The organism is Nonomuraea sp. NPDC050540, from assembly GCF_044457485.1.
GTDB lineage: Bacteria > Actinomycetota > Actinomycetes > Streptosporangiales > Streptosporangiaceae > Nonomuraea.
In genome coordinates this window covers 217809-230578 of the sequence record NZ_JBITHA010000003.1, presented here as the reverse complement: position 1 = coordinate 230578, position 12770 = coordinate 217809, and the positions used below count along the sequence as shown (strand labels likewise).

The following is a 12770-nucleotide window of genomic DNA, read 5'->3' as shown; positions in this document are numbered from 1 at the left end:
GTCCGGAGCTTCTTGATCCTAAGCGCCTAGTGTGCTCCTCGCGTGTAGAGGAAGCCCATGGCGTCGAAGTCCTTCTTCTTGGGCGCGGTGGCCAGGATCCGCTTCGTGTCGCCCTTCATGTCGACGACCACGGCCTGGTAGCCGCCGGCGTGCACGCGCCAGATCGCCACGTGGTCCTCGTCCCACCAGCCGATCAGCCGGTTGGTCTGGACCGGGATGGGCGGCCTGCTCTCGCCCTGGCCGGTGACGGGCTTGGCGCACAGGCTGCTGCCCGCCTCGTCGCAGTAGGCGAGGTAGTGGGTGCCCGAGGGCGACAGCACGTCGCTCTCGACCCACAGCGGGTGGCCGCCGTCCGGCAGGGTGCGGGTGACGGGCTTGCCTTCGAGATCGAAGAAGCGCATGTCGCCGTTCGCCCACGTGCCGACAGACTCGCCGTCGCCGTCCCAGAAGTAGTCGTAGGTGCTGGTGTCGACGTCCTTGATCTGGAAGACGCGTGGTTTGCCGGTGGCGATGTCGAGGATGGCGTAGCCGTACGGGACGCTGTCGTTGTCGGTGGCCTTGTACAGGGTGAACAGGCCCAGCCTGCCGTCCGGCGACCAGCGCGGCGCGCTCGGGTAGACGGGGGCGGCGGTCAGCTTGATCGTGCGCTTGACGCCGGTGACGTGCTCGACGATCGAGACCTGGGAGTAGCCGTCGCTGCTGTAGTCGGCGTCGGTGGCCAGGGCGCGGGCGCCGGTGGTGTTGAGCGCGTACTCGAAGTAGGCGCGGTTGAGCACGAAGCGGTCGGCGCCCGCCTTTCTGACGTAGACGCGCTTGCCGCTGTCGGCGCTGTAGGAGACCAGCTTGATCGGATCGTCCTCGTGCTCCTCGACCGTCACCACCGTTCCCGGCAGCGTGAACCGCTTGGAGGCCACCGGTGGCGGCGTGGGGTTCTGGGTGGTGGGGGCGGGCGTGGCCGGGCGCGACGTCCTGGGGGTGGCGGAGGTCGTCACCGGGCCGCCCGCCAGCCGGGTGGCCGTGACCACGCCGACGACCGCCAGCACCAGCACCGCGACGGCGGCCGCCGCGATCACCCAGCCCGTGCGCATGCCGCGCGGCACGGTGGCCGGCGCCTGACGCATGGGCCGCGAGTGCTGCGGGGGCGGCAGATGAGCAGCCGGTACGGCCGGCGGCCCCACCCACGTCCCCTGCCCGGGAGGCGGCCCTTGACCGGGCATCCCTTGACCGGGAGGCGGCCCTTTACCGGGCATCCGCTGTCCGTGCGGCATCCCCGGCGGCGGCGTCGGCTGCCCCGGCGGGACGCCCTGCCGCGGCGGCATCCCGGGACCCCGCATGCCGGTGTGCTGCGGCGTACCGGGGCCCGGCGGCGTCCCGGTGTGCGGCGGCGCCCCGGAGCCCGGCGGCGTCCCGGCGGGGCCGGTGTAGGGGCGGGCGTCCGGGGGCGCGAACGGCGCCCCACCCGGCCCCGCGGCCACGGCCGTGCCCTCGACCAGCAGGCCGGGCGGCTGCGGGCCCGAGTCGGGCCCCTGCCCGAACGGGCCGCCCGGCGCGTGCCCCAGCAGGCGCATCAGCGCGTCCCCCGCGCTCGGCCGCCGGTTCGGGTCCTTGGCCAGGCAGTCCTGGACGAGCGCGCGCAGCTGCGGATCGGCGATGCCGCTGATGTCGGGCGCCGCGTTGAGGATGCGGTTGACCATGGCGGGCAGGCTGTCGGCCCCGAAGGGCGTGTGCCCGGTGGCGGCGTACAGCATCGTCGAGGCCCACGCGTGCATGTCCGCCCGTGGGCCGGGCACCGCGTCGGTGAGCTGCTCCGGCGCCATGAACGCGGGTGTGCCGATGGCGGTGGCGGTGAGCGTGGAGGTGAGGTCGAGCGCCTTGGCGATCCCGAAGTCGATCACCCGCGGGCCGTCGGGGGCGAGCACCACGTTGGACGGCTTGAAGTCGCGGTGCACGATCCCGGCCTGGTGGATCGCGACGAGCGCGGTGACGGTGCCGATCGCCAGGCGGTGCAGCGCGGGGCCGGAGCGCGGCCCCTCCCGCTGGACGACCTCGTGGAGCGTCGGCCCGTCGATGTACTCGCTGACGATGTACGGCCGGCCGTTCAGCAGCCCGGTCTCGATCACCTGGGCGGTGCAGAAGGGCGCGACCCGGCGGGCCATGGCGACCTCGCGGACGAAACGTTCGGAGGCGTCCTCGTCCCCGGCCAGGTCGGCGCGGAGCAGCTTGACGGCGACCCTGACGCCGGCGGAGTCCTCGCCGAGGTAGACGGTGCCCTGTCCGCCCTCGCCCAGGCGGCCGGTCAGGTTGTAGGCCCCGACCCTGCCGGGGTCTCCCGCCCGCAGGGCAACGAGCTCCGGCATCCCCACCCCCACATTTGGCGACTTTCCCGGCCATTGTGGTGGGTGTCTGGCAATCTCGTCATCTCTTTGCGGGACGTACCAGCGGGAAAGGCAGCGTCTGGCGGATGGGCGCGCCGGTCAGGAGCATGACGAGCCGGTCCACGCCGAGGCCGAGCCCGCCGGTCGGCGGCATCGCGTACTCCAGCGCGGCCAGGAAGTCCTCGTCCAGCTCCATCGCCTCGGGATCGCCGCCGGCGGCCAGCGACGACTGCTCGGCCAGCCGCCGCCGCTGCTCGGCCGGGTCGGTCAGCTCGGAGTAGGCGGTGCCCAGCTCCGCCCCGAACGCCACCAGGTCCCAGCGCTCGGCCAGCCGGGGGTCGTCGCGGTGCGGGCGCGTCAGCGGCGAGACGTCGGCGGGGAAGTCGACGTAGAAGACGGGCGCGGTGGTCCGCGCCTCGACCAGCCGCTCATACAGCTCCAGGACCAGCTCCCCGCGCCGCCACTCCGGGTGGTACGGCACGCCGAGCCGGTCGCAGAGCTTCCTCAGCTCCGGCGCCCCGGTGGCCGCGCCCACCTCCTCACCGGCGGCAGCGGAGATCGCCCGGTTGACCGGGACGACCGGCCACTCGCCCGAGATGTCCGCCCCTCGCACGACCAGTCCGCCCAGCGCCGCCTGGGCCGCTTCCTGGATCAGCGAGCGGGCCAGGTCCAGCATGTCCCGGTAGTCGGCGTACGCCTGATAGGCCTCCAGCATGGTGAACTCCGGGTTGTGCTTGTACGACACCCCCTCGTTCCTGAACGTCCTGCCCAGCTCGAACACCCGCTCCACCCCGCCCACGCACAGCCGCTTGAGGTAGAGCTCGGGCGCGATCCGCAGGTACAGGTCCAGGTCGTAGGCATTGATGTGGGTGCGGAACGGGCGTGCGCTCGCCCCGCCGTGCACCGGCTGCAGGATGGGGGTCTCGACCTCCAGGAAGCCCCGCCGTACCAGGCCGTCGCGCAGGGCCCGGACGGCGGCGGCCCGTACCCGCAGCATCTCCCGCGCGGCGGGCGAGGTGATCAGGTCGAGGTGGCGGCGGCGCACGCGGGCCTCGGGGTCGGTCAGCCCGCGGTGCTTGTCGGGCAGGGGGTGCAGGCACTTGCCGGTCAGCGTCCAGTCCTGGGCCAGCACGGAGACCTCGCCCGTGCCGGAGCGCTCGACCCGCCCGCTGACCCCGACGTGGTCGCCGAGGTCCACGACGCGCCGCCAGCGCGCCAGCAGCTCCGGGTCGGTGACCATGAGCTGCCGCTCCCCCGCCCAGTCGCGCAGCGTCGCGAACAGGATGCCGCCGTGGTCACGCACCAGCATCACCCGCCCGGCCACCGCCACCGTCTCGCCGACCCGCCCGGCCTGCGCCGTCGTGTGCGTGCGCGGGAAGTTCACCGGGTACGGCTCCGCCACCAGCGCCAGCTTCCCCGCCCGGACCCCGTCCTGCTCCGGCGGCCCGGCGGAGCGCGTGGCCGCGGGCGCGACCTCGGCGGCGGTCGCTTCGAGGGCGACCGGCGTCACGGACCCGGCCGCCCGGCCCTCACCGCGCCGCAGCAGCGTGGGCAGGCTCGGACCGGCCAGGAACCCCTCGGCCACCGCCGAGGCCAGCCCGACCTTGGGCAGGTCGCGGGTGTCGGCGTAGGCGAGGAAGCGCGGCACCCACTCGGGCCGGTACTTCACGTTCGACCGGTAGAGCGACTCCAGCTGCCACCAGCGCGAGAAGAACAGCAGCAGCCGCCGCCACGCCCGCAGCACCGGGCCCGCCCCGATCCTGGCGCCCTCCTCGAAGGCGGCGCGGAAGACGGCGAAGTTGAGCGAGATCCGCTCGACGCCCAGCTCGGCCGCCCGTTCGACCAGGCCGGCGACCATGAACTCCATGAGCCCGTTGTCGGCGCCCCGGTCGCGGCGCATGAGGTCGAGCGAGAGGCCGCGCTCGCCCCACGGGACGAACGACAGGATCGCCGCCTCGTCCCCACCGGCGGTGAGCGCCTCGACGAGCACGCAGCGGCCGTCGGCCGGGTCGCCGAGCCGGCCGAGCGCCATGGAGAAGCCGCGCTCGGTCTCGGTGTCGCGCCAGGCGTCGGCCTTGGCGATGACGCTGCGCATCTCCTCGGGTGACAGCTCGGCGTGCCGGCGTACCCGCAGCGTGTATCCGGCGCGCCCGACCCGGTTGACCGCCTGCCGCACGCCGCGCATCTCGCGGCCGTCCAGGGTGAAGGCGGCCACGTGCAGGATCGCCTCGTCGCCGAGTTGCAGGATCTTGAGCCCGGCGCGGGCGTAGGCGCGGGCGCCGTCCTCGCCGGCGCCGATGGCGGCGGGCGTCCAGCCGTACTCCTCGGCCTGGCGCCGCCAGCGGGCGATGGCCGGCTCCCACGCCTCCACATCGCCGATCGGGTCGCCGCCCGCCAGGCTCACCCCGCTGACGACGCGGTAGGAGACCGCGCTCTTGCCGCTCGGCGAGAAGATCGCGGCCCGGTCGCGGCGGGTGGCGAAGTAGCCGAGCGAGTCGCGCTCGCCCGCGGCGGCCAGCAGTTCGCGGAGCCTGGCCTCGTCGCCGGGCAGCAGTTCGGCGATGGCCCACTGCGAGCGGAACAGCACCGCGAACGCCCACAGCAGCGCGATCGCGCTCAGCAGCCCGATCGTGAACGCCACCCAGGCCGGCCCGTGCCCCTCGCGGTCGAAGTCGAGCGTGATCGCGCCGCCGAGCGCCTTCTCGATCACCCACGGCAGCCGGTCCTGCCGCCGGAGCGTGCCGTGGAAGGCGCTGATCAGCGCGTACCCCACCCCGACCGAGACCAGCAGCCCGGCCACGAGCGTGAGCAGGGCCTTGCGGAAGGCGGCCCGCTGGGTCTTGGCGAAGAACTCCGCACGCGCGGCCACCAGCAGCACGAGCAGGACGAGCGTGACGCCGAGGTTGACCGCGACCCTCCAGAGCGGGTAGTCCTCGCCCGCCGCCGGCTCCAGCCAGACGATCAGCCAGTAGAGCGCCAGCAGGACCAGCGTGAAGATCAGGAAGACCAGCATCAGCCGGTACGCGGCCCGCTTGCGCCGGGCGACGGCCCCGGCCAGCAGGGCCAGGAAGACGGCGTAGGCGAGGTTGGGCTCGGCGGGGAAGACGAGGTCGTTGAAGGTGTCGGTGACCGGCCGCAGCAGCGCGCGCAGGGGCCGGACCAGCGCGATCAGCGCGCAGTAGACGGCCAGGGCGGCGAGGATCCCGGCCAGGACCTTCGGCACCCACCTCCAGCGCGTCGTCATTGGCCGGATATACCCGGCTACTTTCCGTTAAATGACCTGGTGATGGCCTCGGGAGCGTCAAGCTGGACCTGGTGCCCGGCCCGCGGCAGCCGCAGCAGGTCCGCGCCGAGCGCGTCGGCCAGCCGCTCGTGGCAGCCGTCGGTACGCCCGGCCGTGATCACCAGCGTCGGCACCCGCGGATAGGGATGCTCCCGCCGGATCAGCTCCAGCTCGGCGGCCATGTCCCGGTAGGCCAGCCACTCCCCCGCGACCGCCGCCAGCACCTTGCCCTCGCGGTAGACGCCCGCCAGGTCGGGCCCGCCACCGGCCAGCCGGTGCGCCAGCGGACCGAAGCAGCGCGCCAGCGCCGCGGCGGCCCACGTGCCGCCGAAGGCCGGCAGCCAGCGGCCCAGCGCCCTGCCGGGGGCCGAGGTGCCGCGGCCCGGCTTCGTGCGGCAGCTCGGGTCCACCAGGACCACGCGGGAGACACGCAGCGGGTGCAGGCGGGCGAAGGCCTCGGCGTGCCAGGCGGCCACGGAATGGGCGATCACCGCCACCTTCTCGGGGTGGGAGGGGGCCAGCGCGGCCAGGCGGGCGGCCTCGCCGTACAGGGTGGGCGGGGTCTGGGGGGCGGGGCTGCGGCCGAGTCCGGGACGGTCGAAGCGGATCACGCGGTGCGCGGAGGCGAGCCCGGCGGCCACGGCGTCCCAGTGGAACCAGGCGCCGCCCATCCCGGCCGCCACCAGGACGGCGGGGCCGCGGCCGTCCTCGACCACGTGCGGGCGGCTCTCGCCCCGGACGGGCTGGGGCGCGGCCAGCAGGCGCGCGGCCACGTACACCAGCCAGAGCGCGATCACCAGGACCTGGACGCGCTGGGCCACCCCGATGAGGTGGGCGGCGGTGACCGCGGCCAGCGTGAGCACGCTTGCCAGCACGTACGCCCCGGCCAGGAAGACGGCGGCGCGCGTACGCCAGCTCCTGGCCAGCTCCACCATCGCGGCCAGGGCGGCGACGGAGGCGAGCGTGCTGGTGAGCGTGTGGAGGTGGTGCGGCAGCGAGAGCGGCCCGCGCGCGCACGCGGGATCGCTGACGACCGCGCAGTCCAGCGGCAGCGCGCCGTCGGCGATCGTGAACACCCCGAACAGCGCCAAGGCCAGCCAGCCGCCCCACGCGACGGCCGCCCTGGGCGCGAGCGCGACGCCGATCACGACGGCCAGCCCGGCCAGCACGTCGGCCAGCCGGAACAGCCGCGACCAGGGCTGGTCGCGGGCGGCCAGCTCACTGAGGTAGCCCTCGGCCGAGTCGACCGCCGGGCTGGCGAACTGGCCAGGCACCCAGGCGCTGTACACCACGCCCGCGACGAAGAAGGCGCAGGCCGAGACCATGATCAGACGACGCTCCACGTCGCCATTAGATCACTCTGCGTGACAATTCCGGCGCTCCGGGGCACCGTCTCAGAGACCGGGCGCGCCCCAGACCGGGAACCAGCGCGACAGATCCTCCTCGATCGGCAGCTCACCGGCCAGCGCGCCCCTGGCCTGGAGTTCGAGCGCGTTGTCCCGGCGCTCACCCGGCCGCGGGGCGAACGGGTAGAAGGTCCCGCGCTTGTAGAGGTAGACCACGGCCATGCGGCGGCCGGCCGGGTCGGCGAAGGACACCAGCGAGCACAGCAGCGACGGGCCGAACCCGGCGCCCTCCAGCGAGGAGTTCACCGCGTGGAGTTCGGTGACCAGGTCGCTGAGGTCGGACGGAGCCCGCCGTACCAGGAGCCAGGTGTAGCCGTAGGCGTCCGTGGAGCGCTCGACGCGCTCGCCCAGCAGCGCGCGCACGTCGCTCTCCAGCGTGGCGAACGCGCCGCCCTCGGCCGCGCGGAAGCTCACCGAGCCGAGCCCGGTGGGCGCCAGCCCGGTCGCGGCCCGCAGCGTCACCGCGGCCGACGGCAGCGCGAACAGCGCGTCGAGGTTGGGTTCGGCGGCCTTCGTCCGGCCCAGGAGGGAGTCGAGCCACTTCATCGGCCCAGCTCCGCCGAGATCTTGGCCAGGTTGTCCAGGCGCTTCTGCAGCGGCGGGTGCGTGGCGAACAGGTTCGCCAGCGACTGCCCCTTCGACAGCGCCGGGGCGAAGTAGAAGGCGTTGAACGGCTCCGCCGCGCGCAGGTCGCGGGTCGGGATCCTGGCCATCTCCCCGCTCACCTTGGTCAGGGCGCTGGCCAGCGCGCTCGGCCGCTGCGTGAGCAGGGCCCCGGCGCGGTCGGCGGCCAGCTCGCGGTAGCGCGACAGGGCTCTGGTCAGCAGGAAACTGACCGCGTAGACGAGGATGGAGACGAGCAGGATGATCAGGCCGACGGGCAGGCCGCCCCGGTCGTCACGGCTGCGCCCGCCGAGGCCGGCGTAGAGGGCGAAGCGGGTCATCAGCCCGGCCACGATGCCGAGGAACGAGGCGATCGTCATCACCGCGACGTCGCGGTGGGCGACGTGCGAGAGTTCGTGGGCCAGCACTCCTTCGAGCTCCTGCGGCTCAAGGCGGCGCAGGAGGCCCGTCGTGACGCAGATCACGGCCTTCTTCTGATTGCGGCCGGTCGCGAAGGCGTTGGGCACATCGGAGTCGGCGATGGCCACGCGCGGCTTGGGCATGTCGGCCAGCGCGCACAGCCGGTCGATCAGGCCGTGGAGTTCTGGCGCCTCCTGCGGAGATACTTCCCGCCCGCCCATCGCGAACAAGGCGATCCGGTCGGACAGGAAGTACTGCGCGAACAGCATGACACCGGCGATGACCAACACGGTCAGCGCCCTCACCCCCAAAGCGATGAGAACGCCGACGAAAGCAACGTAGAGCAACCCGAGCAGGAACATCGTCACGACCATGCGGCGAGTCAGGCCGCCGTCGGACGCGAACCGCGTGCGCACGGGTTAACCAGGGATCAAGCCCTGGTCGCCCAGCATCTCCCGGACTTCCTCGATCGAGGCGTCCGCGGGGGGAAGGATCAGCTCTGACGGCTCAAGGCTGTCGTCGGAAAGCGCCTTGCCCACGTGGCGCACCTTGTCGAGCAGGGCGTGCAGCCGTACTCGGAAGTTCTCCTCGTCGTTGGCCTCGATGGCCGACTCAAGCTCGCTGTCCAGCTGGTTCAGGACGGCGATGTCGTCGGCGGAGATCTCCACCTGACCCTCGCCCATGATCCGTACGATCATGCTCCATCCCCCTGCCTGGGAAGCTGCTGGGTCTGGGGCTGCTGCTGCGGCTGGGCCTGCGGCTGAGGCTGCTGGGCCTGCTGCGGCTGCCCCTGCTCGATCGAGCCCTGCGGCGCCGGGCCCTGGCCGAGCTCGGCCTTCATGCGGGCCAGCTCGAGCTCGACGTCCATGCCGCCGCCCATGCGGTCGAGCTCGTTCTGGATGTCGTCGCCACGGGTGCCGCTGAAGTCGTCGAGCGCGCCGCTGGCCAGCAGCTCGTCGATCGCCCCCGCCCGCGCCTGCATCTGCGCGGTCTTGTCCTCGGCACGCTGGATCGCCAGGCCGACGTCGCCCATCTCCTCGGAGATGCCGGAGAAAGCCTCGTTGATGCGCGTCTGCGCCTCGGCGGCCGTGTAGGTCGCCTTGATCGTCTCCTTCTTCGTGCGGAAGGAGTCGACCTTGGCCTGCAGGCGCTGGGAGGCCGTGGTGAGCTTCTCCTCCTCGCCCTGAAGGTTGTCGTGCTGGATGCGCAGATCGGCGATCTGCGTCTGCAGACCGGAGCGACGGCTCAGCGCCTCACGCGCGAGGTCCTCACGGCCAACGGACAGCGCCTTGCGGCCCTGGTCCTCCAGCTTCCTGGATTGCTGCTCCAGTCCATTGATCTGCAGCTCGACCCGCTTACGGGAGGTGGCGACGTCGGCCACGCCCCTGCGTACCTTCTGCAGCAGCTCAAGCTGGCGCTGGTACGAATAGTCGAGGGTCTCGCGCGGATCCTCCATTTTGTCCAGGGCCTTGTTGGCCTTGGACTTGAAGATCATCGAAAGTCTCTTCATCACGCTCATGCGCGTCGGCCGTCCCCTTCTTAGGTCGTGCTGTTGGTCACCCACTGCAGCGCAGCCGCCTTGGGATTACCCTACGCATAACGCACGAGGGCGTCACTAAGTTGCAGTACAGGTAGGGTTGACGACGTGTTGCGACGCCGTTCCCAAACCTCCGTGGACGACACCCCCGTCCCCGCTGACGATCCTAAACCCCAGGGTAAGGGTCGTCCCACACCCAAGCGCCGGGATGCCGAAGGCAGAAGGCGCCAGCCGGTCTCCGCGCCGAAGGACCGCAAGGAGGCCTACCGCGCCGCGCGGGCGAAACAGGCCGCCGAGCGCGACCGTGCCAGAAAGGGCATGCTGGCCGGTGACGAGAAGTACTTCCCGGTCCGTGACCGGGGGCCCGCGCGCAAGTTCGCCCGTGACTGGGTCGACTCGCGCCGCCTGCCCAGCCAGTACTTCCTGCCGTTCTCCCTGCTCATCCTGCTGCTGACCTGGATTCCCTGGCCGGCCGGCCAGCGGGAGGTCGTCCTTTACTGGGTGATGCTGACGGGCTGGCCGATCATGATGGTCGGCGTGCTGTTCACGTCGGTGTACGTCTCCTGGAAGGTCAAGAAGGAGGCGGCGGCCAAGTTCCCGAACGAGCCCATGAAGGGCGTCGGGTTCTACGCCGCGATGCGGGCGCTGCAGATCCGCAAGCTGCGCTTCCCGCCGCCCCAGCTTCTTCCCGGCGGCAGGCCCGTCCCGCCCAAGAAGTAGGAGATCTTTTTCCGGTACGGCGGCGCGGTCAGTATTCCAGGTACTCCAGCTCCCACTGGAGTACGCCGCGCTCCGCCTTCGGCGTCCAACCGGCGACGTCACCACCGCGTTCCAGCACGTCCGCGGTGGTGCGCAGCAGGAAGGTGACGGGCGTGGGGTCCGCGTCGAGGCCGAAGCCCGCGACGTCGTCGTCCCAGCTCACGTTGTGTGACGCGGCGTCGACCACGGCCCAGCGCCCCGACCATCGGTACTGGAACGGGATCATCCGGGGAGCCTGCCACCACTCCCCTTCCACGCGGCACTGCCCGCGCCAGGTGTCGCGGATCTGCCTGATCGTCAGGTCGAGGCCGCCGGCGATCACGTCGTTGCCGCCGTTGTGGCGCAGCAGGGAGGCCCGCAGGTCGTCGGGGAAGTTCACGCCCATCTGCGACTCGGCTACCGCGATCGTGCGCGCCCGTCCCGGGCCGCCCAGCGTGCGGTAGGTGGTGGGGGCGTTCGCCTTGAGCCAGCGCTCGATCCTGCGCCATTCCCTCGTGACCTGCCGCTTCACCGCCGGGTCGATGGGCCGGACCGCCACCGGCCGCCTGGCGGGGGTGCACGTGGCAGGCCCGGCGAGCGCCTGCGGCGTGGCCTCCCCGGCTGACGGCGTGGCCTCCGCGGGGGACGGTGTCGCCTCTGCAGGGGACGGTGTCGTCTCCGCGGCGGCGGGTGTCGCGACCGGCATCACCTGCTCATGCGAGTTCGGGGTGAGCGCCCGCCCGGGTTCCTCCTGGTCCGTCCCTTCGGCCCGGTCCCGGCCCTGCGCGGGGATCAGCGCCACGGCCAGGACCACCGCGACCACCGCCGCGATGACCGCCCAGGCGAGCCACATGCCCGTCTTCTCCCGGACCTCCACCGGCCGGGGAGCGGGAGGGGGCGCCGGGCTCGGCCTCCTGGCGCGGCGGCGCAGCCGTACCCCCAGTGCGACCAGAATCGCGGCCGTCAGCGCGACCCGCACGAGCTTCAGCACGCCGGGCACCCTATCCCGAAAACTCCGCCCGGACGGCCCGGTGGCGGGGCGCCCCGCCCAGAGCACCTAAGGTCGGACGTATGGAATTCCGTCACCTCGGCCGCAGCGGTCTCCTGGTCAGCGAGATCAGCTACGGCAACTGGATCACCCACGGCTCACAGGTCGAGGAGGACGCCGCCAAGCTGTGCGTGCGGGCTGCGCTCGACGAGGGCATCACCACCTTCGACACCGCCGACGTCTACGCGGGCACGAAGGCCGAGGAGGTCCTCGGACGGGCGCTCAAGGGTGTGCGCAGGGAGTCGCTCGAGATCTTCACCAAGGTCTACTGGCCCACCGGCCCCGGGCCGAACGACCGCGGGCTGTCGCGCAAGCACATCACCGAGTCCGTCCACGGCTCGCTGCGCCGCCTGCAGACCGACTACGTCGACCTCTACCAGGCGCACCGCTTCGACAACTCGACACCGCTCGAGGAGACGCTCAAGACCTTCGACGACCTGGTACGCCAGGGCAAGGTCCTGTACGTGGGCGTCAGCGAGTGGACCGCCGGCCAGATCGCCCAGGCGTTGAGGATCGCCGACGAGATGGGCTTCGACCGGATCGTGTCGAACCAGCCGCAGTACTCGGCGCTGTGGCGGGTCATCGAGGCGGAGGTCGTGCCGCTGAGCGAGAAGGAAGGCGTCAGCCAGATCGTCTGGTCGCCGATCGCCCAGGGCGTGCTGAGCGGCAAGTACCTGCCCGGCCGCCCGCCGCCCGCGGGCTCGCGCGCCACCTCCGAGTCGGGCGCCGGGTTCATCTCCCGATTCCTTGACGACGACGTGCTCACCCGCGTGCAGGAGCTCAAGCCGATCGCCGCCGACCTGGGCCTCACCATGGCCCAGCTCGCCGTCGCCTGGGTCCTGCAGAACCCGAACGTGGCCAGCGCCATCGTCGGCGCCACCCGCCCCGAGCAGGTGCGCGACAACGTGAAGGCCGTCGGCGTCAAGCTCGACGCGGAGGTGCTGAAGCGCATCGACGACGCGCTGGGCCCGATCGTGGAGCGCGACCCGGCCAGGACGGTCAGCCCGGAGAAGCGCCCCTGACGTCTTTTGACGTCGTCCCGGCGGAAAACAAAAACCCCTTGAGTCACTCAAGGGGTTTTTCGTTACTCCGAGCGCAATGTCATTCCCGTGTATTCGACACGGTCCTCTTCCAGCAACGCAACTTGTTCGACACCGGCTTCGAGCAGCTCACGGTAGTTTTCCCCGAGCCAGGACTCGGCATCGGCCTGGCTCGGAAAGACTTCTCGCGGCAATGGGCGGTCGGTTACCTCACCACCATTTGCATTTTCATAACGCCACCGCCATGTCATGCCATACGCTCCTTTTTCCGCGGGTTCGCCGGTGCACCTTCCGACGGTTATGGAACCCTACTCCCCAGC

At 72.0% G+C, this 12770-nt stretch carries 11 protein-coding genes; 2 read left to right on the top strand and 9 right to left on the bottom strand.

Annotation, left to right across the window (positions count from 1 at the left end; all coding sequences use genetic code 11):
* Positions 1–26: 26 nt before the first annotated feature.
* Genes ACIBI5_RS11385 through ACIBI5_RS11355 form a run of 7 tightly spaced genes read right to left on the bottom strand, consistent with a single transcriptional unit; the run spans position 27 to position 9606 of the window.
* A complete protein-coding gene (locus ACIBI5_RS11385; protein WP_397245688.1) occupies positions 27–2357 on the bottom strand; it encodes a protein kinase in 2331 nt (776 codons plus the stop codon).
* A gap of 58 nt (positions 2358–2415) precedes the next feature.
* The gene (lysX, locus tag ACIBI5_RS11380; RefSeq protein WP_397245686.1) at positions 2416–5619 is read right to left on the bottom strand and encodes a bifunctional lysylphosphatidylglycerol synthetase/lysine--tRNA ligase LysX; all 3204 of its coding nucleotides are present in this window, start codon (positions 5617–5619) and stop codon (positions 2416–2418) included.
* Positions 5620–5636: 17 nt separating this feature from the next.
* The gene (locus ACIBI5_RS11375; protein WP_397245684.1) at positions 5637–7001 is read right to left on the bottom strand and encodes an alpha/beta fold hydrolase; all 1365 of its coding nucleotides are present in this window, start codon (positions 6999–7001) and stop codon (positions 5637–5639) included.
* Between the two features lie 51 nt (positions 7002–7052).
* Complete coding sequence (locus ACIBI5_RS11370) at positions 7053–7610, bottom strand: hypothetical protein (RefSeq protein ID WP_397245682.1); 558 nt, start codon at positions 7608–7610, stop codon at positions 7053–7055.
* Positions 7607–8503, bottom strand: coding sequence for a zinc metalloprotease HtpX (htpX, locus tag ACIBI5_RS11365; RefSeq protein WP_397245680.1), 897 nt, complete (start codon positions 8501–8503; stop codon positions 7607–7609). The genes ACIBI5_RS11370 and htpX overlap by 4 nt, the downstream gene beginning before the upstream one ends.
* A 3-nt stretch (positions 8504–8506) precedes the next feature.
* The gene (locus ACIBI5_RS11360) at positions 8507–8785 is read right to left on the bottom strand and encodes a hypothetical protein (RefSeq protein ID WP_397245678.1); all 279 of its coding nucleotides are present in this window, start codon (positions 8783–8785) and stop codon (positions 8507–8509) included.
* Complete coding sequence (locus tag ACIBI5_RS11355) at positions 8782–9606, bottom strand: PspA/IM30 family protein (RefSeq protein ID WP_379611584.1); 825 nt, start codon at positions 9604–9606, stop codon at positions 8782–8784. The genes ACIBI5_RS11360 and ACIBI5_RS11355 overlap by 4 nt, the downstream gene beginning before the upstream one ends.
* Positions 9607–9732: 126 nt before the next feature.
* On the opposite strand from ACIBI5_RS11355, the gene ACIBI5_RS11350 reads away from it, so the two are divergent.
* Positions 9733–10344, top strand: a complete 612-nt coding sequence (locus ACIBI5_RS11350; RefSeq protein WP_397105179.1) for a DUF3043 domain-containing protein — start codon at positions 9733–9735, stop codon at positions 10342–10344.
* 28 nt (positions 10345–10372) lie between these two features.
* Here ACIBI5_RS11350 and ACIBI5_RS11345 read toward each other — a convergent pair whose 3' ends face one another.
* Positions 10373–11353 carry an SMI1/KNR4 family protein gene (locus ACIBI5_RS11345; RefSeq protein WP_397245676.1) on the bottom strand — a complete coding sequence of 327 codons (981 nt, stop codon included), beginning with the start codon at positions 11351–11353 and terminating at the stop codon, positions 10373–10375.
* 80 nt (positions 11354–11433) lie between these two features.
* Here ACIBI5_RS11345 and ACIBI5_RS11340 point away from each other — a divergent pair, with 80 nt between their 5' ends.
* The gene (locus ACIBI5_RS11340) at positions 11434–12432 is read left to right on the top strand and encodes an aldo/keto reductase family protein (RefSeq protein ID WP_397245674.1); all 999 of its coding nucleotides are present in this window, start codon (positions 11434–11436) and stop codon (positions 12430–12432) included.
* A gap of 62 nt (positions 12433–12494) precedes the next feature.
* Here the strand turns inward: ACIBI5_RS11340 and ACIBI5_RS11335 are convergent, their stop codons facing one another.
* A complete protein-coding gene (locus ACIBI5_RS11335; protein WP_397245672.1) occupies positions 12495–12701 on the bottom strand; it encodes a hypothetical protein in 207 nt (68 codons plus the stop codon).
* Positions 12702–12770 lie beyond the last annotated feature (69 nt).